This window comes from Schaalia sp. ZJ405, assembly GCF_011038885.2.
Classification (GTDB): Bacteria; Actinomycetota; Actinomycetes; order Actinomycetales; family Actinomycetaceae; genus Pauljensenia.
This window is the reverse complement of record NZ_CP064952.1, coordinates 1,989,526-2,009,111: the sequence shown is the minus strand read 5'-3', so window position 1 is coordinate 2,009,111 and position 19,586 is coordinate 1,989,526. Positions and strand designations below refer to the sequence as shown.

The following is a 19,586-nucleotide window of genomic DNA, read 5'->3' as shown; positions in this document are numbered from 1 at the left end:
CGGCCTCGCCGCGCGTGCCGGGGTTGATTCTAAAGGGTGCTTTCGTGTCGCCGCTTCAACAGTACGGCGACTTCGGCGTGTTGCGTGTGCGGAAACATGTCGAAAAGTCGGGCCTGCTCCACCGTGTAATTTCCGAGGTGCGTAAGGTCCTTGACCAGGGAATCTGGGTTGCACGACGAATAGATCACCCGCGGAACCCCGCTGGCGTTGATCCAGTTGGCCAGTTCCTTTCCGATGCCGCGTCGTGGCGGATTGACGACGATGACATCCGGGGCGGTGACGTCGCGCGACCTCACCCACTGTGTGGCGTCGGCGCTGAGGAACGTCACGTGGTCTTTGCTCAGTCCCATCGCATGAGCGGCGGTCTTTGCGCAGGCGATTGCCTGGTCACTGACTTCGATGCCGGTGACCTGAGGGATCTGCGCACTGGCTGCGTGCATGGCAAAACCTCCGACGCCGCAGTAGAGATCCCAGAGCGAGCGGGGCGCTCGCGGCTCGGGGGTCCTGGCGGTGGAGCTGGTGGAGAGGCCGTGGCTACCCTCATTCGTCATGTCGGCAGTGGGTGGTGCAGTGTGGGCCGCAGGGTTTTTGCCGTCGGTGTTTTTCCGCGTCGCGTCCGCGTATTCGCCTTCGTCAACGTGCTCGCCCTCGTCAATGGGGAGGCTCGCCCACTGTGCGACCTGGCGGTAGAGGTCGCGGGCGATCGTCGTATTGGTTTGGACGAAGGACTGGGGGCCGGCGGCGAGCCTCACATCCCCAAAATCCAGGGGAATTCGTCGAGATTTCGTCAGGATGATCTCGTCGGGACCCTCGGGGAGGGCTTCGTGGGTGGGGTGGATATTTGCGGTGACGACGGTGGCGCCTGGAACGAGGTCCTGGAGGGCACCGAGCGAGCGACGAATGTTGGCAACACGGTCGCGTGAGCGCAGAACGAATCGGATCATCAGCTGGTCGTTGGCGCCGACGGTGATGAGGATGTTCTTGAGTTCCCCGTTTCGCGTGGGGACATCGTAGGGGGTGAGGTCGAGCATCCTGATGAAGCGTTTAAGTCGCGGAGTTGCCGCGTTGATCGCGGGGTGTTGAATGGGGCAGCCGGGCAGGTCGATGCCGCGGCGATGGGCTCCGAGGATCCCCAGAGTGGGGCGGCGCCTTGTGCCGCCGACAACGAGTTTTGCGCTTGTGCGGAAGCCGCGTTCGGGGGAGAGGGCGGGAGCCAGCCACCGCGTGCCGGGTCCATGAACGAGGACGGGGTCGAGGACGTGGGCGACGGCGGATTGTTTCTGATCAATCTGGTCGTCGTAGGGCATGCGGATCAGTGGACAGGAGTGGCAGATTTCGGACTCGAAATGCTCGCAGTACATGGGCTGATCGTGTCATGTTTTGGCCAGACAGTCACGCGAGGGATCAAGGTGCGTGGTCGTCCTCGTGAAGAAAAGCCCTGAAATTACGGTGGTTTTCGGGGAGTTTGGGCGGAGTTTTTTGGGAGGGAATATCGCGAGCGAAAAAAGAGTTGAGTATGTCAGACTCAAGTTTTGGGCGCGACGAATTGCGAAGAAAACGCAGGCGCTCTAGAGTTGAGTGCAACAGACTCAAGGAAGTGTGTGGGGTGAAGCCCAGCACTGAGACCGGACCAGCTCTGACCCGGCGTCGGAAAAGATCACTGGCCGGACGAAAGGACATGAACTATGGCACGAGCAGTTGGAATTGACCTGGGAACCACAAACTCTGCGATCGCAGTTCTCGAAGGTGGCGAACCCACGATCATTGCAAACGCCGAAGGGATGCGTACCACCCCCTCCGTCGTTGCGTTCAATAAGGCGGGAGACGTCCTCGTTGGCGAAATTGCGAAACGCCAGGCGGTGACCAACGTCGACCGAACAATCGCATCCGTCAAGCGCCACATGGGTACAGACTGGACCGTTGAGATCGACGACAAGAAGTACACCGCGCAGGAAATCTCCGCGCGAATCCTCGCCAAGCTGAAGGCAGACGCCGAAGCATACCTGGGTGAGTCCGTGACCGACGCGGTGATCACCGTGCCCGCGTACTTCAACGACGCGCAGCGCCAGGCAACGAAAGATGCGGGGCAGATCGCCGGGCTCAACGTGCAGCGGATCGTCAACGAGCCGACCGCTGCGGCTCTGGCCTACGGCCTCGAAAAGGGCAAGGAAGATGAACTGATCCTCGTCTTCGACCTCGGTGGTGGCACATTCGACGTGTCGCTGCTTGAAATTGGCAAGGACGACGACGGATTCTCCACCATTCAGGTGCGCGCCACAGCCGGTGACAACCGCCTCGGTGGTGACGACTGGGATCAGCGCATTGTTGACTGGCTGATCCAGCAGGTGAAGACAAAGACCGGTGCCGACCTGTCGAAGGACACCGTGGCTCTCCAGCGCCTCAAGGAAGCCGCCGAACAGGCCAAGAAGGAGCTGTCGTCTGCGACCAGCACCAATATCTCCCTCCAGTACCTGTCAATGACCCCCGAAGGTCCGATTCACCTGGATGAGTCGCTCAGCCGCGCAAAGTTCGAGGAAATGACCTCGGATCTTCTCGATCGCACGAAGACACCATTCCACGACGTCATCCGTGACGCGGGAATCTCCGTTGCCGACATCGACCACGTTGTCCTCGTTGGTGGCTCCACGCGTATGCCCGCTGTTTCCGAGGTCGTCAAGGAACTCACCGGAGGCCGTGAGCCCAACAAGGGTGTCAACCCCGATGAGGTCGTTGCTGTTGGCGCTGCCCTTCAGGCCGGCGTCATCCAGGGTGACCGCAAGGACGTTCTCCTCATTGACGTCACCCCGCTGAGTCTGGGCATCGAAACCAAGGGCGGAGTGATGACAAAGCTCATCGACCGCAACACGGCGATTCCCACGAAGGCCTCCGAGGTCTTCTCCACCGCCGAGGACGGCCAGCCCTCCGTGCTCATCCAGGTTTACCAGGGTGAACGCGAGTTCGCGCGCGACAATAAGCTGCTGGGAACCTTTGAGCTCTCCGGCATTGCTCCCGCGCCTCGCGGTGTCCCCCAGATCGAAGTGACCTTTGATATCGACGCCAACGGCATCGTCCACGTGTCCGCCAAGGACCGCGGTACCGGCAAGGAACAGTCCGTGACCATCACGGGCGGCTCCGCACTGCCGAAGGAAGACATCGATCGCATGGTCAAGGAAGCTGAAGAGCACGCCGCCGAAGACAAGAAGCGTCGTGAGGAAGCGGAAACTCGAAATCTCGCTGAACAGACCGTCTACTCAATGGAGAAGCTGCTCACAGACGAGGCCGAGAAGATCTCCGAGGGCACCCGTCAGGCCGTTCAGGCCGATGTTGATGCCGTCAAGGAAGCCCTCAAGGGTGAAGACACGGAAGCCGTGAAGGCTGCGATGGATAAGCTCAATGAGTCCGGAATGAAGATCGGCCAGGAGATTTACCAGGCACAGCAGGCCGCCGAAGCTCAGGGGGCACCGGCTGATGGTGGTCAGCAGTCCGCTCCCGCAGATGACGATGTCATCGACGCTGAGATCGTGGACGAGGATGACGCCAAGTGACGGATGCCGACAACCACGGCCTCGTGCCTGAATCCGACGATGTCACAGCCTCAGGCGCTGGAACTTCCGGGGTCGGCTCGAATGCCGAACCGACCCCGGAGTCCGGGGGGCAGGGGGATTCGGACGCGCACGCGGCCTCGTCCTCGTCCCCTGAAATGCCTTCCGATGACGAGGCGACGGACACCGACGGAAGCGACGCCGCCGTGGACATGACGAGTTTCGAGGAGCAGATCGAAGATTCTGACTTGGCGAAAGCCCTGGAGAAAATCGCTCAGCTCGAGGATCAGCTCGCTCACGCCAACGCCGACCTGTACAACCTCAACCAGGAATACGCGAACTTCGTGCGCCGCTCGAAAGAAGCTATTCCCGGGCACCGTGACACCGGACAAAATGACGTCATGGACGCGCTGATCTCGGTTCTTGACGATATCGACGCCGCACGTCAGCACGGAGACTTAGACGACGGGCCTTTCGCTGCGATCGCAACGAAACTGGAAGAGACGCTCAAAACGCGTTTTCAGATGGAACGTTACGGTCAAGTCGGAGACGATTTTGACCCGATGCTCCACGACGCGCTGATGGCCAACACCAGTGCGGATGTTGATCATCCCGTCATCGGACAGGTCGTGCAGCCGGGGTATAAGCGCGCAGATCACGTGCTTCGCGCAACAAAAGTCATGGTGAATAACCCTGAATAACCACTGATCGCCAGGAGAACACCACGGTATCAACGTCCCTGCATGAGACACAGCACCAGAGGAGGTGACACGCAATGAGTGAACAAGACTGGTTGGAAAAGGATTTCTACACGACGCTTGGCGTTGCAAAAGATGCCGACCAAGCGGCGATCAAGAAGGCGTACCGGAAGCTCGCACGCACCTGGCACCCGGACCAAAACCCCGGCGATGCTGCGGCGGAAGCAAAGTTCAAGGACATTGGCGAGGCATACTCCGTCCTCTCCAACCCTGACCAGCGCAGACGCTACGACGCACTGAGGTCAATGGCCGGAGGAGGAGCGCGATTCACCCCCGGAAGCGGCGGATTCGACGACCTCTTCGGAGGGGCATTTCCCAACGGGTCGAATATCCGATTCTCCACGTCGGGTGGGGGATCCAACGCAAACCTCAACGATCTCTTCTCCGGACTCTTTAACGGGATGGGTGGCTCAGGGCGTGGCGCCTCGTTCGGTAGCGGCGCACCCCCGTTCGGCGGCTACGGCGGTGGCCCCGGATTTGCTCCCGGTGACGTCGGTGCGCAGCCGGGATACGGCGGCCCACATCGAGGAACGAATCGCCGCGCATCCATGACGATCACGTTCAGGGAGGCGCTTGACGGGGCAAAACTCAAGATCACCGTTGACGCGAAAAAAATCACGGTGAAGGTCCCTGCCGGTGTTAAGGACGGGCAGAAGATCCGATTGCGCGGCAAGGGCAACCCGAGCAGTGATGGAGGTCAGCCCGGTGACCTCGAGGTGACGATTCACGTTGAATCTCATCCCGTGTACGGTCGCGAGGGTTCCAACTTGACGATGATTCTCCCGGTGACCTTTGACGAGGCCGTACTGGGAGCAACGATCCCTGTGCCGCTGATCGACGGATCTTCAGTGAAGGTCAAGGTCGCTGCGGGGACGTCATCGGGAACGGTTCTGCGTGTGCGCGGGCGCGGCGTCAAAACTGCAACGACCACCGGAGATTTGCTGGTGACCGTTGAAATCGTTGTTCCTCAATCCGTCACCGAGGAGCAGGCCGAGGCCGTGCGTCAGTTGAGCGACGTGCTTGCTCAACCCGATCCGCGAGCCCAACTTGCGCAACGCGCAGGGGAGTGATGACCGATGGCGCGCAAACCTGTGAACATCGATGACCCGGATGTCACCTTCGTGATCTCGGTTGCGGCGGAACTTGCGGGAATGCACCCTCAGACGCTTCGTCAATACGACCGTCTTGGCTTGGTGACTCCCGCCCGCACCCGCGGGCGCGGCAGGCGGTATTCGCTGCGTGACGTCCAGCGCCTGCGTGACGTTCAGCGCATGAGTCAGGATGAGGGCATTAACCTTGCCGGTATTCAACGGATTCTTGATCTCGAGCGCGAGGTTGAACGCCTTGAAGCGGAGAAACTCGTCCTCGAACAGCGTCTGCGCGAGGTGGAGGGCCGGCGAAATCGTGTGTTTGCGGCGTCGCCAACGGGTGTGGTGTCGCCAATACGCCGAGGTCAACGACCGTGGTCGGCCACCTCGCCGGACTCTGCCAATGCGGAGGTCACCGTGTGGCAGCCGTGGCGCGGAAATGGGGTCAGACCGACGAGACGCGTACGCGCCGTCATCGAGGCTGGTCCCGCGGGAGTTCGTGTCATCGAGGGTACGGTGTCGGTTGTTGAAGACTGAGCGCGCTATCGTGACACTATGACTGAGGCTCAACTGACACCGCCCGGTAACGCCCCCGCGCGTCGCCGAGCGGCTCTTCCTTTTCGTTCGCGTGTCGCCGTGAGCGGCGGTCGTCTTGCGCGCTGGGCTTCACGGACTCTGGGACGAGGCTCGGGTGGAATGATCGGCGGGCAGATTGCTCTGCGTCTGAGTCCCGATGTCTTGGCTGACCTGGGAACCCACGTGAGTTCGGTGATTGTCTCGGGAACGAATGGCAAGTCAACAACGACTCGGATGGTGTCTCACGCGCTGGCGACAGCGGGCACAGTGACGTCAAATACGAATGGTGACAATATGACCGCCGGAATTGTCTCGGCGCTCATTGCGTCCCCCTCGGCACGCTTCGCCTCCCTTGAGGTTGACGAAATGCACGTTCCATCGGTGGCGGCCCAAGCAAAGCCATCGGCGATTGTGTTGCTCAACGTGTCGCGTGATCAGCTTGATCGCGTTGGTGAAATTGGGGCCGTTGAGCAGCGGCTCCGCCAAGCGGTCAATGACTCTCCCCACGCTGTTGTCGTGGCGAACTGCGATGACCCGCTGGTTGTTTCTGCTGCCTGCGATTCACCCAATGTTCAGTGGGTGTCCGCTGGTTCGGGATGGACCCATGATGCCGCGGCGTATCCGCGGGGTGGACGGGTGATCTATGACGAGGACGGATGGCATCTCGTTGCGTCGAAGCCGGATGAAACACTTCCAGAGCTTTCGCGTCGTCCGCAGCCGCACTGGTGGCTCAGCGATGTGAGCGTTGATATTTCAGGTTCGCGTGCCCGCCTGCATGGGCCCGGTGGGATTGATGTTGCCGTAAATCTGCGTCTTCCGGGACGAGCAAATTTGGGGAATGCTGCGCAGGCTGTGGCCGCAGCGGTTGCGCTCGGTGTGCCAGCCGAGGTTGCGGCGAAGGCCGTCGCAGAGGTCACGGAGGTGGCCGGACGGTATTCCACTCACGATATTTCCGGTCGGAAGGCCCGGCTGATTCTTGCAAAGAATCCCGCGGGTTGGCAGGAAACGCTGTCGATGATTGACCCCTTAGCGCGTCAGATTGTCATCGGTGTCAACGGTCAGGTTCCTGATGGGCAAGATTTGTCGTGGTTGTGGGATGTTGAATTTTCTCTCCTGGGTTCTGTTCCCCCCATTTCTGGGAACGAGGACGAGGCGGGGGCTCAACGTCGGATCATTGCCTGCGGTGAACGAGGAGCCGATCTTGCGGTACGTCTGGAGTATGCGGGAATTAAGTGTGAGCTTGTGAGCACACCGATGGAAGCGATCGAAAGAATGGACGCGGGTCCTGTGGAGGTTCTGGTGAATTACACGGCCCTGAGAGATTTCACGGCGCTTCTTCACGCTCGCGGATACGCAGAATCGACGTCACAAGGAACGAGGACGAGGCATGAGTGACTCGACACTCTCGATCGGTGTTCTTCTCCCTGAGGTTCTGGGAACCTACGGGGATACGGGTAACGCTGTGGTTTTGCGTGAACGAGCTCGGCGCCGTGGGATTGATGCCACCATTGTCACGGTGTCGTTGGCTGATCCGATTCCCTCTGGGCTTGACATCTACACTCTCGGGGGAGGCGAGGACGTCGCACAATCTCTTGCGGCCTCGAAACTGCGCGACGATGACGGCCTTGTGCGCGCTGTCGAAGCTGAGCATCCGCTGCTTGCGATCTGTGCGTCTCTTCAGGTGCTTGGGCACTCATATCGGGATGCGCGCAATGTGCGCGTTCCGGGCTTGGGCATCCTTGATGTCACCACGGAACCGCAGGGGCGTCGGTCGATTGGTGAATTGATCACGGAACCTCTGATCGAGGGCCTGACGCAGCGTCTGACGGGTTTTGAGAACCACGGTGGTGCAACGATTCTCGGGCCGAATGCGCGGCCTCTTGGTGCGGTGATTTCCGGCAGCGGCAACGGTGTTCTTCCCGGTGATCCGGCTCCGGCCACACCCGTTGATGGGGTTGTTCAAGGATCAATCATTGCAACGTACATGCACGGACCTGTGCTCGCCAGGAACCCCGAACTGGCTGATTACCTCATTGCCCAAGCGATGGGCATATCTCCAACAGATCTGAAAGAATTAAACATTCCGAGCATCGACGCGCTGCGTCGCGAACGCCTCGATGCCGGTCTGACCTCGCCGACGACACCAGCAAAGGAAGACCCCCATGCCTGAGACATTTCACCCTCATGAATCCTCCGGTGATACCCCGTGGCCACGCTACGGTGAGCTGTCGTCATCGGAGTCATCGGCTGGGGATTTTCACGCGCAAACGTCCTCGTCCTCGTTCCCTGAAAATTCGGGAATGCACGGAGGTACGGGGAGCACCAACGGCTCGGCTTCGGGATCCCCGTATGCCACAGGTACCAACGCGGCCGCGCAAGGATATCCCGGACAGGCGGCAACTGTCCCGGGCGGATACCCCGGGACTGGCCCGGCCGGTGCCCCGATGACGCCGGGTAAGGCGCCCTCACGAGCTCCGGCGATCACGACGCTGATTGTGGGAATCCTTCTGTCTGTGGTCGTGGCTCCCATCGCTTTTTTCGGGATTCTCTTCGGGGCGCTAGGTAACTCGGGCGTGATGTCCTCTGCTCTACCCGTGACTTCAGGAGATACGGTGACTGTGGACTCAACGGGAACCTACATGGTTGTTGCCCCCAACGGACGCGACGTCGCATGCACACTGTCGAATGACACGGGTGAGCATCCAATGGATCCGATGGGTGATGGGGTGTCCTACGGTATGGGACTTGAGGCCGGCGACTACACCCTGACCTGCACTGGCGCGACGGGCCTGACGATGTATGGATTCACAGGAGCAGATCCCAGTGCCCTCACGTCGGCTGTTCTCTGGTCATTCGGTATTGGCACGCTGCTCGGTATCGGCGGAGTGATTCTGGCGATTATCGGCATTGTTCTGCTGGTGAAGGCGAATCGCCGCCGGCGCGAATACTTCATCAATCTCTACGTACACGGTGTCCAGCCGCCGATGCGCTGAGCTGTGCAACATTGCGGATGATCCCAGTTGCAGGTGGGCTGTGAGAGGATCATAGTGAGCCGATCGATATCGAGGAGGAAACTATGTCGACGGACAACGTACTGCGACCACTGAGTCGTGACCGCCTCAGTGGGCTTCTTGATGTGCGCGGTTGGCATTGGTTCATCGATAAAGACGGTGATCTGGGTGGAAACTGGGGCAGAGGGCAGTTCTATTTCATGCCGGTCGGTGACTCGCAGGAAATGCTCCAGATCATGGGGTCGTGGAACAAGACAGCCCCCAGTGAGCGACTCGACGATATTCGAGGCTTCATTACGCGGTGGCACCGTGAACGCCTGTGGCCCAAGTGCTATCACCGAATCGATGACGAGGGTGAAGTTCGGGTGATCTGCGACAATGTTGTCGATTGGGAGCAGGGCGCGACCGACGCGCAGCTGCTTCAGCAGATCGATTGTGCGATATCAACGGCACTGGATTTCTTCCGCTCTCTCGAAGAGTTCCTCGGCGAAAATTAAGGGAGTACGCAATGGGATGGCTGTCACGATGGTTGGGACGAGATCAGGACGCGCGAGATAAGGGTCGCAGCGATCACGCGGTGGAATCCGACCGTGAACTCCAACCCGAGGTGGCTTCCTCGGAGTCGTCGTCACCGGAAATCAAGGAAGTCACGCTCGCGCTGGATGCGGTTCGTCCCATTGGTCGCGAGCGATTGTGCGCGATCTTTGATCAGCACCAGATCCTCTGGGAGACCGACAGCGAAGGTGAGTTGCGGGCCGGCTGGGAACAGGCTGGTTTTATTTTCCGCTTCGTTGGCAACCAACATGAGGTCCTCTCAGTTGTCGGTTTACACCGGGGAACCATTGCCGCTGAGCGGGAGAATGAGCTGCTTGGGGCTCTCGAAGAGTGGATGAGAATGAAACTGTTCCCGAAGGCGTTCATCCAGCCGGAGGAAAATGGGCTACGTGTGGTCACCGAACACAATGTTGACCTTGAACACGGGGCAACGGATGACCAGCTGTTCCAGCAGTGCATGTGTGCGGTATCCACGTCTATTCAGCTTTTTACCCAGATCAACGAGAACTTCGAGGTGATTCCTGACTCTCGAGATGACGAGGAATAACACGGCCACACCGCGTATTGAGAAGCCGTGAAAGAGACGGCCGTGAGGCGAGGCGTGCGAAAGTCGTCTGGGGGAGCGGCGAATTGGTGAGTGCCCTGTGAAGAATATGTGAAGTTGAGTGGAATAGACTCAATGTTGGTGTCGTTGAGATAAGCGTAGAGATCAGCTTCGGCTGACATGACCATCGACGTTGAGACGTTCGGGAGGACATATGTCTTCAGAATTCACCACAAAGGCGCAGGAAGCCATCGCTTCCGCACTTCACACTGCCCAGGCAGCCAGGAACCCGCAGGTGGATACGCTTCACCTGTTGAACGCTCTTCTTGAACAAGACGGAGGGATCTCGCTCGCGCTGCTCGAAAGCGTTGGCGCGCAGCGTTCGCAAATCGGAGCGCGAACCCGCTCCGCCCTCGTTCATCTCCCATCGGCTACTGGCGGCGGGAACACCCAGCCGCAGACCGCCCCCGACCTCGTTCAGGCGATCACGAACGCTCAAAGCCGCGCTCAGAAAGCCGGTGATCAGTATGTCTCCACGGAACACCTGCTCATTGCGCTTGCCGAGTCCGAATCGCAAGCCGGACGTATTCTCCGTGAGAGTGGAGCAGATGCTCAGAGCCTGACGCAAGCGCTCGCACAGCTACGCCCCGATCCCATTACCTCCGCTGATCCCGAGGGATCTTTTGAGGCGCTGAAGAAATATGGGCGTGATCTGACGGACGTTGCCCGCGAAGGCAAATTGGACCCGGTCATTGGTCGTGATTCTGAGATTCGCCGAGTGATTCAGGTATTGTCTCGGCGCACGAAGAATAACCCCGTCCTCATTGGTGAGCCCGGCGTCGGTAAAACCGCTGTTGTTGAGGGTCTCGCGCTGCGTATTGTGGCCGGAGACGTTCCCGATTCCCTGCGCGACAAGAAACTCATCGCCTTAGACATTGCGTCAATGGTTGCCGGTGCGAAGTACCGCGGGGAATTTGAGGAGCGCCTCAAGGCTGTGCTTGCGGAGATTGAACGTTCCGATGGGCAGATTATCAGCTTTATTGACGAGTTGCACACGGTGGTCGGTGCCGGTGGTGGCTCCGAGGGTGCGATGGACGCGGGCAATATGCTCAAGCCGATGCTTGCCCGCGGGGAGCTGCGGCTTGTTGGCGCGACGACCTTGGATGAGTATCGCGAGAATATTGAAAAGGATCCGGCACTTGAGCGGCGCTTCCAGCAGGTCTTCGTTGGTGAACCCTCGGTGGAAGACACGATCGCGATCCTGAGGGGAATCGCCCCGAAATACGAGGCCCACCATAAGGTGACGATTTCTGACGGAGCGTTGGTAGCCGCCGCCGAGCTGTCGAACCGCTACATTCCCGGACGTCAACTGCCCGACAAAGCCATTGATCTCATTGACGAGGCCGCCTCGCGGCTGCGCATGGAACTGGATTCCAGTCCGGTTGAAATCGACGAGCTGCGTCGCAGCGTTGACCGCATGCGGATGGAAGAGTCCTACCTGACGGAATCTGATCCTGAGTCGACAGATGAGGCAACGCAAGACCGCCTCGGTAAGTTGCGCGCTGAGCTTGCGAACGCCCAGGAAGATCTTGACGCACTGACGGCCAGGTGGGAAACCGAGAAGGCCGGGCACAACAGGGTGGGTGACCTGCGTGTACAGCTTGATGAATTGCGCACCAACCTTGAGTTGGCGATTCGTGAGAACCGCTGGGACGAGGCCGGACGTCTGCAAAACGGAGAGATTCCGGCGATTGAGAGACAGATCGCCCAAGAGGAACAGCGTGCGCAGCTTGAAGATGCAGCGGCGCTTGCTCAAGAGCCGATGATCGCTGAGAAAGTTGGCCCATCGGAGATCGCTGAAGTCGTTGAAGCATGGACGGGGATTCCCACGGGGAAGCTCCTCCAAACAGAGTCCGAAAAGCTCCTTCACATGGAGGAGGTTATTGGGCAACGCCTCATCGGTCAGAAGAAAGCCGTGCATGCGGTGTCTGATGCGGTGCGTCGTTCGCGCGCGGGAATCTCTGATCCGAATCGGCCAACCGGCTCTTTCCTTTTCCTTGGTCCAACGGGGGTGGGGAAAACTGAGCTGGCGAAGTCTCTCGCTGAATTCCTTTTCGACGACGAGCGTGCGATGGTCCGTATCGACATGTCTGAGTATTCCGAAAAGCATTCGGTTGCTCGCCTCGTTGGTGCCCCTCCGGGGTATGTCGGTTATGAGCAGGGCGGACAGCTCACCGAGGCGATTCGCCGTCGCCCCTATTCAGTGATTCTTCTTGACGAGGTCGAAAAGGCTGATCCGGAAGTCTTCGATATTCTCCTCCAGGTGCTCGACGATGGACGCTTAACAGATGGTCAAGGACGGAACGTTGATTTTCGGAATACCCTCCTGATCCTTACATCTAACCTCGGATCTCAATTTCTTGCCGACGGGGAACTGAGTGCGCAAGACAAGGATTCGGCGGTGATGAATGTTGTCAGGCACGCGTTTAAGCCCGAGTTTCTTAATCGCTTGGATGACATGGTGATGTTCGAGCCGCTGAGCACGGATGACCTCTCTCAGATCGTCGATCTGATGGTCGCTGACCTGGGCAAACGCTTGGAACCGCGCCGAATCAATCTTGAGGTATCGCAGCCGGCACGAGGCTGGCTCACGAGAGCCGGTCAAGATCCGGCCTTTGGTGCCCGTCCGCTGCGTCGTGTTATTCAACGCGAAGTGGGGGATCGCTTGGCGCGCATGCTTCTCGCCGGTGAGGTCACTGATGGGCAGACGGTATTTGTGGAGATCAACGCGAATTTTGACGGAGTGGATATGTCGGTTAATCCTAGGCGGTGACAGCGTCTTTTTGACGGAATTGTCAGGAAGACTGGTGAAGTGACGCCGCCGGTCCCTCACAAGGCTCCGGGGGGGGGGGTGCCCTTCTAGGCCCCCTCAAAATTAACCGCGTACTCAGTAATGTGCAAATGAATGCGATATGCGATAATCTTAAAAAGCCTAATGAGGGATCTCGGACCGACGAGCGGTGTTGAGTTTCAAGGATGGAAAAACGTATGGGGGATCAGCGAAGCGAGCGCGGGGGATATTCGGTCGGGAAGGCCCGTCGCGAAGCGATCCTCAATGCTGCGATGCGCCTTATTTCCGATTCTGGATACCACGGATTCTCTCTTCGAGATCTGGGACGTGAGGTCGGGGTCTCACACCCGGCAGTGATCTACCACTACCCGTCCAAAGACGCCCTCATGCTCGCAGTCGTCAAGAAGTTCGAGGACGTTCTTGGTCTGTGTGACATCGAGATTGATGACGAAGTTCCCGGAGGGCTTCGACTTGTTCGTTTGACGATGGACACATTCGAGGAGAGCGTCGTCAAACTCATGCAATTTTCCAAGAGTCCGGATGCCTCAACGGTCCTCAATCTTCAAGCCATGCTTTACGTTGAAGCATCAAATGCCGAACATCCCGCTCATGCCTATTTCGTTGAACGTATGAGGGTTTTGCAGGACTTCTACAAGGAAAAAGTTGACATTCTCAAAGCGCAGGGGGCGATTGAGAGGGCAACGCAGTCCGACATCCTTGCCCGGACGATCATTCATCACTGGTGTGGAACGGTCATTGAAGCGCGCTTCGGTAAGCAAGGCGCTGATGCTCGCGACACCATTGCAGAGTTCTGCGCTCTCGCCTCGTATTCCCTCGGAATCACCTCGGATTACCTCTTGGGACTGTCGAATTCCATTCCGGATGACATCGTTGATGTCTATGCTCGTGCTCTGCGTCAATCAATGGGACATAAGCAGTGACTGTTCGTGAGAACATTCCTTTCACGCATAGCTGGGCGCTGATCCATCACGGAACAGTTAGTGATTCTGCGGGCGACACCACCGAGGTCTACCCCCTCCAGTCGGTGACGAAACTCCTCGCGGCGTGGTCGACACTCATCGCGATTGACCAGGGATATCTTGGCCTCGATGATCCGGTGGAGATCCCCGGTGCGACGGTGCGTCACCTGCTCAGCCACGCCTCGGGCCTTCCTTTCGATTCGCAGACCCCCCAGTTCTCAGCGGAAAAACGTCGCGTCTATTCCAACGCGGGCTACGACCTTCTGGGCAGCATCGTCGAAAAAGCCACGGGGTGGACACTGAGCGAGTGGATCGATACGCGGCTTTTGGGTCCGCTGGGGATGTCACGTGCCGAGGTCGCCGGCTCCCCCGCGAACTCAGGTGTTGGTAGCGTCAACGACCTCGTCCTCCTAGCGAACGAACTTGCCGCTCCCACCCTGGTGTCGCCCGACCTTGCCCGAGAAGCCACCCGAGCCCAATTCCCCGACCTCGTTGGCATTGTCCCCGGCTATGGGCGGCATAATCCCTGTCCGTGGGGTCTTGGACCGGAGATCCACGGAAATAAATCCCCGCACTGGATGTCACCTCAGGCATCGCAGCACGCCTACGGACATTTCGGCGTGTCCGGTTCCTTCCTGTGGGTTGATCCCGATCGCGACGCGGCGGCAGTTTTCCTTGGAGAGGAACCTTTCGGCGCGTGGCACCAGGAACACTGGCATCTCTTCAATGACGAACTGATCACCCAGATTGACGAGGCCGCCCGGGAGAACTGACGGCATCGTCCTCGTTAATGAATATCAACGATGATCGGAACATGATCTGACGCGCCTTTGCCCTTGCGTTCGTTGCGGTCAATTGCGGCGCCATCGACGCGCGCAGCCAACGCGGGTGAGCAGTAGGCAAAGTCGATGCGCATTCCTTCGTTCTTGGGGAAGCGGAGCTTTTGATAGTCCCAGTAGGTGTACTGGTCAACGCGGTCGCGGGTGACTTCGACCCAACCGTCGTCAGCGAAAGCGGCGAAAGCGGCGCGTTCGGGCGCGGACACGTGAGTTGCCCCCTCAAAGGCCTTGATGTCCCACACGTCGGAGTCTTGGGGCGCAACATTCCAGTCTCCGACCAGCGCAATCAACGCCTCCGGATCGTCGGCCAACCACCCTTTCGCGCATACGCGAAGTTTGTCCAACCAGTCGAGCTTGTACGCGTAATGCGGGTGGTCAAGCTCGCGCCCGTTGGGCACGTAGAGGCTCCACACTGTGAGTTTCTCTGCCTGCGCGGGGATGCTGGGTTCCTCCGCGTCCTCACCTGTGTTCCCGGGATTCTCAGGGGACGAGGACGAGGCTGCGTCCAGAGCATCACGAAGACGGACCGTGACGCCCAAAGCGCGAGCCTCCACGACGCCCGGGTCACCAAAGGCTGGCTGATCAGGGAAATTCTCAGTCACGTTGAGAATTGGGAGCCGTGAGACAACCGCTACGCCGTTCCATTGATTGAGCCCGAGAGCATGAACGTCGTAGCCTGCCTGCGTGAATGCTTCAACGGGGAATTGGTCGGGACGGCACTTAATTTCCTGCAGAGCCAGGACATCAACCTGTGAGCGTTCAAGGAAAGCAATGACGCGGTCGATGCGGGTGCGGATCGAATTGACGTTCCAGGAGGCAAATCTCATGGGATCAGCCTATCGGTGGAGGGGCGGTCGGCGCGCTACGAGGCGGCGGTGGTTTCGTGGTCGGGGCATGCGATGACTGCGACGGTGCCGTCTAGAGCGCGCGTGCCGAAATGCCGGGGTGGCTTCGTGGTCCTGCGACGAATACCCCGGTGTTTTAGGGTGGTCTCATGGGAACGGCACTTGTGACTGGAGCCACCTCTGGCCTCGGTGAAGAATTCTGTTGGCAACTGGCAGCGGCAGGCCACAACCTCGTCCTCGTTGCTCGGCGTGGTGAACTCCTGGCGGAGATCGCCTCACGTCTACACAACGTCACGGGTGTTCGCACGGAAGTGATCGTTGCGGATCTTGCCCAGTCGCAGGGCCGTGCCCGCGTGGGCGAACGACTCCAGTCGCCGGAAGCTCCCATTGGTTTACTTGTCAACAACGCGGGTTTTGGCCTGGGGCGTCCCTTCGTTGACAACTCCCTTGAGAATGAGAAGAACGCGCTCACAGTCATGGTTGAGGCCGTCATGGAGCTCAGTCATTGTGCTGCACGCGCGATGCGCGAGCGCGGACACGGAGCGATCCTCAACGTTGCGTCGGTAGCTTCGCTCACCGGAGCTGGAACCTACTCCGCACACAAAGCGTGGGTTGTGGCGTTCACCGAGGGTCTTTCGCAGGAGCTGCGTGGAACGCCTGTTACGGCAACCGCTGTGTGCCCGGGGCCAACGCGGACGCAGTTCTTCGATAATGCCGGAGTTGATATGGGTCAGACCCCGCCGTGGGCCATGCTGACGTCGGAGCAGGTTGTTTCTGAGGCCTTGGATGCCGTGTCGCGAGGCAGAGTGCTTGTCACTCCGTCCCCGCTGTACAAGGTGGCGATGGGTGCGATGAAAGTGTCACCGCGTTGGCTTGTGCGTCGCGCAATGCGGTCGGTTCCGCACATGTAGCGACTGTCATCGCCTCGTCCTCGTGGCATTTCTGACGAGACGAGGCGATGAGATTGGCGCGGCTAGGCGGTGATTTTCGTCGAGCCTAGGCGAGGCCGAGATCTTCGAGGCCGAGGGCGTAAAAATACGGGAATCCCTCAGCCTCAATTTTTTCCTTCGCACCCGTTGCCCGGTCGACGATCACCGCGACGGCAACAACTTCTGCGCCGGCCTCGCGAAGAGCTTTCGCGGCCTCAAGGGGGGAACCGCCGGTTGTCGAGGTATCCTCCAGAACAACAACTTTGCGTCCGGCAACATCGGGGCCCTCAATGCGGCGCTTCATTCCGTGATCCTTCGCAGCCTTACGCACAACGAAGGCATCCAGACAAAGACCACGTGACGCGGCAGCATGAAGCATTGCAGCGGCAACAGGATCCGCACCCATCGTCAGTCCACCGGCAGCGTCATAGTCTTCACCGGGGGCGAAACCGGACTCTTCAAGCAGGTCCAGCATGACATGTCCGATCAGAGGTGCAGCCTCGTGGTGAAGCGTTGCCCGGCGCATGTCGACGTAGAAATCAGATTCACGTCCCGATGCCAAAGTGACTTTCTCATGAATAACGGCAAGTTCCTTGACCAGCTCAGCAAGGCGAGCTTTATGCGAGTCGTGTGTCATGGGATTCAGCTTAGCCTTCCTCGCCGGTGACCAGCGGAACGAGATTGCCGATGCCGTCGTACACATCGAAGGGACGGAAAGGATACTCCTCGATATGGTCGCGCGATGTTGAACCCGACAGAACAAGGAAGGTCCGCAAACCAGCTTCAACACCAGCTTGAACGTCGGTGTCCATACGGTCTCCGACCATTGCGGCGTCTTCGGAGTGAACGCCGATCTTATTCAGACCCGCCCGAATCATCACCGGATTCGGCTTACCCACGAAGTAGGGGCGCTTACCCGTTGCAGCGGAAATCATCGCCGCGATCGACCCGGTTGCCGGCAGGGTTCCCTGATCTGACGGTCCGGACACGTCGGGGTTTGTCGCGATGAACTTCGCGCCTTTTTCAATGAGACGAACCGCGTGGGTGAGGGCAACAAAATCGTAGGAACGCACCTCACCGAGGACAACGTACTCGGGGTCGGTGTCAGTCATGATGTATCCGGCGCCGTGCAAAGCGGTTGTCAGTCCGGCTTCACCGATGACGAACGCCGATGAGTTTGGTGACTGCTGCTTGAGGAACGCCGCGGTGGCGTTAGCGCTGGTCCAGATGTGGTCTTCGGGAACGTCAAGTCCAGAGCGTGCGAGACGGGCAGACAGGTCGCGATTAGTGAAGATCGAATTATTCGTCAAGACGAGGAAGGGGCAGCCGTACTCTCGTAGTGCACCGAGGAATTCGGTAGCTCCGGGGAGGGCGCGATTTTCCTTGACAAGCACACCGTCCATGTCCGTCATCCAGGCGGAAATTGGGGGCATATCTTCAAGGGGGAGAGGCTCTGCGGCAGGTGAAATCATGGATCAACCTTTCGTGGTGGGGTATATGAGACGTCGGTGGGAATGTGTCACGCGGGTGAGTTGTTGGTCGGTGGCTGGGATGGTCCCTGGGGTGTACCTGTGTGAAGGGCCTGAGGAGTGTCCGTGGGATCTGCGTCCACCGCGCCCTGGACATCGTTGAAAATTAGGTCGGTGATTTCGACCTGAACGGTGTGGATTTTCGGGATATCCGTGAGAGTCAGCGGATCGTTCGATGAAGTTTCAAGCGTGAGCGTGCCGCACCCGAAGAATCGATCTGACAGCGAGCTTTCATGAGTGACATTGGAGATTCGCGACAGCGGCAGGTCGTGGCCGCGTTTCGTGAGGATTCCATGCCGTGTGATCACGCGTTTCGTTGTGATCGTGTAGGTCGATGTGGCCCATCGGACGAACGGAAGAATGAACGACGGGAAGAGGAGAATAACGACAACACTCCACGTGACGATGTGGCTTGCCGGCGCCCAATCCGCGGGCAGAAGCACGGAGCTGATGATTCCGAGCGCCACAAGGAGGACGGCGATGAAGATATTGCCGAGGATCGATTTGATATGCGTGCGCATGTGTCGGACGATGATTTCGTCACGACTGAGCAGCTTCTGTGGCATTCCCATACCTTAATGGTGCCATTACTTTGCTGCGGGCACTAAGGTGAGGCCCGATAGTTGTGGATTTTCCGTTATTAACGAGGACGAGGCCGGCCCTTGGCCGGCCCGAGGTTCCATCAATGGGACTTGTGGCTGATCAGGGGGAGTTGTGGAAACGGAGTCGCGGTCAGGCAGCGGTGGGCGCTCACTCCGTGAATCAGAATCTCAAGTGAAGGCGGCGACGTCCTCGTCCCCTGGAGGGAGCGAGGGAATGCCGGACGCTGTCAGGGGTGTTGGCCCGTGGCCAGGTGGTCGCGACGCATGGCCAACAGACACCCGGTACGACCCTGAGCTTTTGGAGCACGGGGATTCGCGCAACGTCGAGGATCGATACCGGTATTGGACGATGGAAGCGATCCGTCGGGATATCGCTGAACATTCGCTTCCCTTTGAGATTGCCGTTGAGAACCTGGCTCACGACTTCAACATCGGGTCGATTGTGCGCACGGCGAATGCCTTGGGTGCTCGTGCCGTTCACATCGTTGGGCGTAAACGATGGAATCGTCGCGGCGCAATGGTGACAGATCGATACATGTCGGTTGATCATCTTCCCGATGCGCGCGCTCTTGCTGAGTACTGCCAAAGGTCGGGTCTTGTCCTCGTTGGGGTCGATAACGTGGACGGATCGGTTGCGGTGGAGGAAGCGGAGCTTCCTGAGCATGCATGTCTCGTCTTCGGTGAGGAATCAGGTGGCCTGAGCGAGGACATGATCGAGGCCTGCGAGATGATTGTGGCGATTACGCAGCGCGGGTCAACGCGGTCAATGAATGTTGGTCATGCTGCGGCGATTGTCATGTGGGTACAGGCACAGCGGGCTGTGGGCAGCGGTTCGTGAGATCGTGCGGGCCGATGGTCCCGTGTTTTCTTGCGTGTGGTCGCTAGCTGTGTGCGCACATGTGTGTATTGCGATGGTGTGCTTGTTCACGCTGTGACC

General features: G+C 59.1%; 19 protein-coding genes. 14 read left to right on the top strand and 5 right to left on the bottom strand.

The genetic code is table 11. The features are described from left to right. Positions 1 to 29: 29 nt before the first annotated feature. The gene (locus tag G7Y41_RS10105; RefSeq protein WP_231367281.1) at positions 30 to 1,361 is read right to left on the bottom strand and encodes a methyltransferase domain-containing protein; all 1,332 of its coding nucleotides are present in this window, start codon (positions 1,359 to 1,361) and stop codon (positions 30 to 32) included. 324 nt (positions 1,362 to 1,685) lie between these two features. Between G7Y41_RS10105 and dnaK the strand changes: the two genes are divergently transcribed. The 12 genes from dnaK (at position 1,686) to G7Y41_RS08465 (ending at position 14,678) form a co-directional block, all read left to right on the top strand. Then, positions 1,686 to 3,545: a molecular chaperone DnaK gene (dnaK, locus tag G7Y41_RS08520; RefSeq protein WP_165216591.1), complete on the top strand. Its 1,860-nt coding sequence runs from the start codon at positions 1,686 to 1,688 to the stop codon at positions 3,543 to 3,545. Further along, on the top strand, positions 3,542 to 4,243 hold the full coding sequence (locus G7Y41_RS08515; RefSeq protein ID WP_231367280.1) for a nucleotide exchange factor GrpE: 702 nt from the start codon (positions 3,542 to 3,544) through the stop codon (positions 4,241 to 4,243). Before dnaK ends, G7Y41_RS08515 begins: the two co-directional genes overlap by 4 nt. 74 nt (positions 4,244 to 4,317) lie before the next feature. Further along, entirely contained in the window at positions 4,318 to 5,370 is a 1,053-nt protein-coding gene (locus tag G7Y41_RS08510; protein ID WP_165315594.1) for a DnaJ C-terminal domain-containing protein, read from the top strand. Between the two features lie 6 nt (positions 5,371 to 5,376). Next, positions 5,377 to 5,925, top strand: coding sequence for a heat shock protein transcriptional repressor HspR (locus tag G7Y41_RS08505; protein WP_165315593.1), 549 nt, complete (start codon positions 5,377 to 5,379; stop codon positions 5,923 to 5,925). An 18-nt stretch (positions 5,926 to 5,943) separates the two neighbouring features. Beyond that, on the top strand, positions 5,944 to 7,359 hold the full coding sequence (locus tag G7Y41_RS08500; RefSeq protein ID WP_196819494.1) for a Mur ligase family protein: 1,416 nt from the start codon (positions 5,944 to 5,946) through the stop codon (positions 7,357 to 7,359). Continuing rightward, positions 7,352 to 8,134, top strand: a complete 783-nt coding sequence (locus G7Y41_RS08495; RefSeq protein ID WP_165216584.1) for a type 1 glutamine amidotransferase — start codon at positions 7,352 to 7,354, stop codon at positions 8,132 to 8,134. The genes G7Y41_RS08500 and G7Y41_RS08495 overlap by 8 nt, the downstream gene beginning before the upstream one ends. Further along, a complete protein-coding gene (locus G7Y41_RS08490; protein ID WP_165315592.1) occupies positions 8,127 to 8,957 on the top strand; it encodes a hypothetical protein in 831 nt (276 codons plus the stop codon). The genes G7Y41_RS08495 and G7Y41_RS08490 overlap by 8 nt, the downstream gene beginning before the upstream one ends. A gap of 83 nt (positions 8,958 to 9,040) precedes the next feature. Beyond that, positions 9,041 to 9,472: a type III secretion system chaperone family protein gene (locus G7Y41_RS08485; protein WP_165216580.1), complete on the top strand. Its 432-nt coding sequence runs from the start codon at positions 9,041 to 9,043 to the stop codon at positions 9,470 to 9,472. An 11-nt stretch (positions 9,473 to 9,483) separates the two neighbouring features. Next, positions 9,484 to 10,077 carry a YbjN domain-containing protein gene (locus G7Y41_RS08480; protein WP_165315591.1) on the top strand — a complete coding sequence of 198 codons (594 nt, stop codon included), beginning with the start codon at positions 9,484 to 9,486 and terminating at the stop codon, positions 10,075 to 10,077. A 211-nt stretch (positions 10,078 to 10,288) separates the two neighbouring features. Further along, positions 10,289 to 12,907 (top strand): ATP-dependent Clp protease ATP-binding subunit, encoded by a 2,619-nt coding sequence (locus G7Y41_RS08475; RefSeq protein ID WP_165315590.1) that lies wholly within the window; start codon positions 10,289 to 10,291, stop codon positions 12,905 to 12,907. 203 nt (positions 12,908 to 13,110) lie between these two features. Beyond that, on the top strand, positions 13,111 to 13,866 hold the full coding sequence (locus tag G7Y41_RS08470) for a TetR/AcrR family transcriptional regulator (protein WP_165216574.1): 756 nt from the start codon (positions 13,111 to 13,113) through the stop codon (positions 13,864 to 13,866). Continuing rightward, entirely contained in the window at positions 13,863 to 14,678 is an 816-nt protein-coding gene (locus G7Y41_RS08465; protein WP_165315589.1) for a serine hydrolase domain-containing protein, read from the top strand. The genes G7Y41_RS08470 and G7Y41_RS08465 overlap by 4 nt, the downstream gene beginning before the upstream one ends. 14 nt (positions 14,679 to 14,692) lie before the next feature. Here G7Y41_RS08465 and G7Y41_RS08460 read toward each other — a convergent pair whose 3' ends face one another. Next, positions 14,693 to 15,571, bottom strand: a complete 879-nt coding sequence (locus G7Y41_RS08460) for an exodeoxyribonuclease III (protein WP_165315588.1) — start codon at positions 15,569 to 15,571, stop codon at positions 14,693 to 14,695. Between the two features lie 167 nt (positions 15,572 to 15,738). On the opposite strand from G7Y41_RS08460, the gene G7Y41_RS08455 reads away from it, so the two are divergent. After that, entirely contained in the window at positions 15,739 to 16,500 is a 762-nt protein-coding gene (locus G7Y41_RS08455; RefSeq protein WP_165315587.1) for an SDR family NAD(P)-dependent oxidoreductase, read from the top strand. 85 nt (positions 16,501 to 16,585) lie between these two features. On the opposite strand, the gene pyrE is transcribed toward G7Y41_RS08455, so the two are convergent. Genes pyrE through G7Y41_RS08440 form a run of 3 tightly spaced genes read right to left on the bottom strand, consistent with a single transcriptional unit; the run spans position 16,586 to position 18,619 of the window. Then, complete coding sequence (pyrE, locus tag G7Y41_RS08450; RefSeq protein ID WP_165216566.1) at positions 16,586 to 17,155, bottom strand: orotate phosphoribosyltransferase; 570 nt, start codon at positions 17,153 to 17,155, stop codon at positions 16,586 to 16,588. A 10-nt stretch (positions 17,156 to 17,165) separates the two neighbouring features. Continuing rightward, positions 17,166 to 17,990: an HAD-IIA family hydrolase gene (locus tag G7Y41_RS08445; RefSeq protein WP_165216564.1), complete on the bottom strand. Its 825-nt coding sequence runs from the start codon at positions 17,988 to 17,990 to the stop codon at positions 17,166 to 17,168. 47 nt (positions 17,991 to 18,037) lie between these two features. After that, complete coding sequence (locus G7Y41_RS08440) at positions 18,038 to 18,619, bottom strand: PH domain-containing protein (RefSeq protein ID WP_165216562.1); 582 nt, start codon at positions 18,617 to 18,619, stop codon at positions 18,038 to 18,040. Between the two features lie 244 nt (positions 18,620 to 18,863). On the opposite strand from G7Y41_RS08440, the gene G7Y41_RS08435 reads away from it, so the two are divergent. Next, entirely contained in the window at positions 18,864 to 19,487 is a 624-nt protein-coding gene (locus G7Y41_RS08435) for a TrmH family RNA methyltransferase (RefSeq protein WP_165315586.1), read from the top strand. Positions 19,488 to 19,586 lie beyond the last annotated feature (99 nt).

What these genes read in the sequence shown, in the direction of transcription:
- pyrE (WP_165216566.1), bottom strand. Translation starts at nt 17,155, where the DNA reads ATGACACACGACTCGCATAAAGCTCGCCTTGCTGAGCTGGTCAAGGAA.
- G7Y41_RS08445 (WP_165216564.1), bottom strand. Translation starts at nt 17,990, where the DNA reads ATGATTTCACCTGCCGCAGAGCCTCTCCCCCTTGAAGATATGCCCCCA.
- G7Y41_RS08440 (WP_165216562.1), bottom strand. Translation starts at nt 18,619, where the DNA reads ATGGGAATGCCACAGAAGCTGCTCAGTCGTGACGAAATCATCGTCCGA.
- G7Y41_RS08500 (WP_196819494.1), top strand. Translation starts at nt 5,944, where the DNA reads ATGACTGAGGCTCAACTGACACCGCCCGGTAACGCCCCCGCGCGTCGC.
- G7Y41_RS10105 (WP_231367281.1), bottom strand. Translation starts at nt 1,361, where the DNA reads ATGTACTGCGAGCATTTCGAGTCCGAAATCTGCCACTCCTGTCCACTG.
- G7Y41_RS08505 (WP_165315593.1), top strand. Translation starts at nt 5,377, where the DNA reads ATGGCGCGCAAACCTGTGAACATCGATGACCCGGATGTCACCTTCGTG.
- G7Y41_RS08455 (WP_165315587.1), top strand. Translation starts at nt 15,739, where the DNA reads ATGGGAACGGCACTTGTGACTGGAGCCACCTCTGGCCTCGGTGAAGAA.
- G7Y41_RS08485 (WP_165216580.1), top strand. Translation starts at nt 9,041, where the DNA reads ATGTCGACGGACAACGTACTGCGACCACTGAGTCGTGACCGCCTCAGT.
- G7Y41_RS08460 (WP_165315588.1), bottom strand. Translation starts at nt 15,571, where the DNA reads ATGAGATTTGCCTCCTGGAACGTCAATTCGATCCGCACCCGCATCGAC.
- dnaK (WP_165216591.1), top strand. Translation starts at nt 1,686, where the DNA reads ATGGCACGAGCAGTTGGAATTGACCTGGGAACCACAAACTCTGCGATC.
- G7Y41_RS08510 (WP_165315594.1), top strand. Translation starts at nt 4,318, where the DNA reads ATGAGTGAACAAGACTGGTTGGAAAAGGATTTCTACACGACGCTTGGC.
- G7Y41_RS08480 (WP_165315591.1), top strand. Translation starts at nt 9,484, where the DNA reads ATGGGATGGCTGTCACGATGGTTGGGACGAGATCAGGACGCGCGAGAT.
- G7Y41_RS08475 (WP_165315590.1), top strand. Translation starts at nt 10,289, where the DNA reads ATGTCTTCAGAATTCACCACAAAGGCGCAGGAAGCCATCGCTTCCGCA.
- G7Y41_RS08490 (WP_165315592.1), top strand. Translation starts at nt 8,127, where the DNA reads ATGCCTGAGACATTTCACCCTCATGAATCCTCCGGTGATACCCCGTGG.
- G7Y41_RS08495 (WP_165216584.1), top strand. Translation starts at nt 7,352, where the DNA reads ATGAGTGACTCGACACTCTCGATCGGTGTTCTTCTCCCTGAGGTTCTG.
- G7Y41_RS08470 (WP_165216574.1), top strand. Translation starts at nt 13,111, where the DNA reads ATGGAAAAACGTATGGGGGATCAGCGAAGCGAGCGCGGGGGATATTCG.
- G7Y41_RS08435 (WP_165315586.1), top strand. Translation starts at nt 18,864, where the DNA reads ATGCCGGACGCTGTCAGGGGTGTTGGCCCGTGGCCAGGTGGTCGCGAC.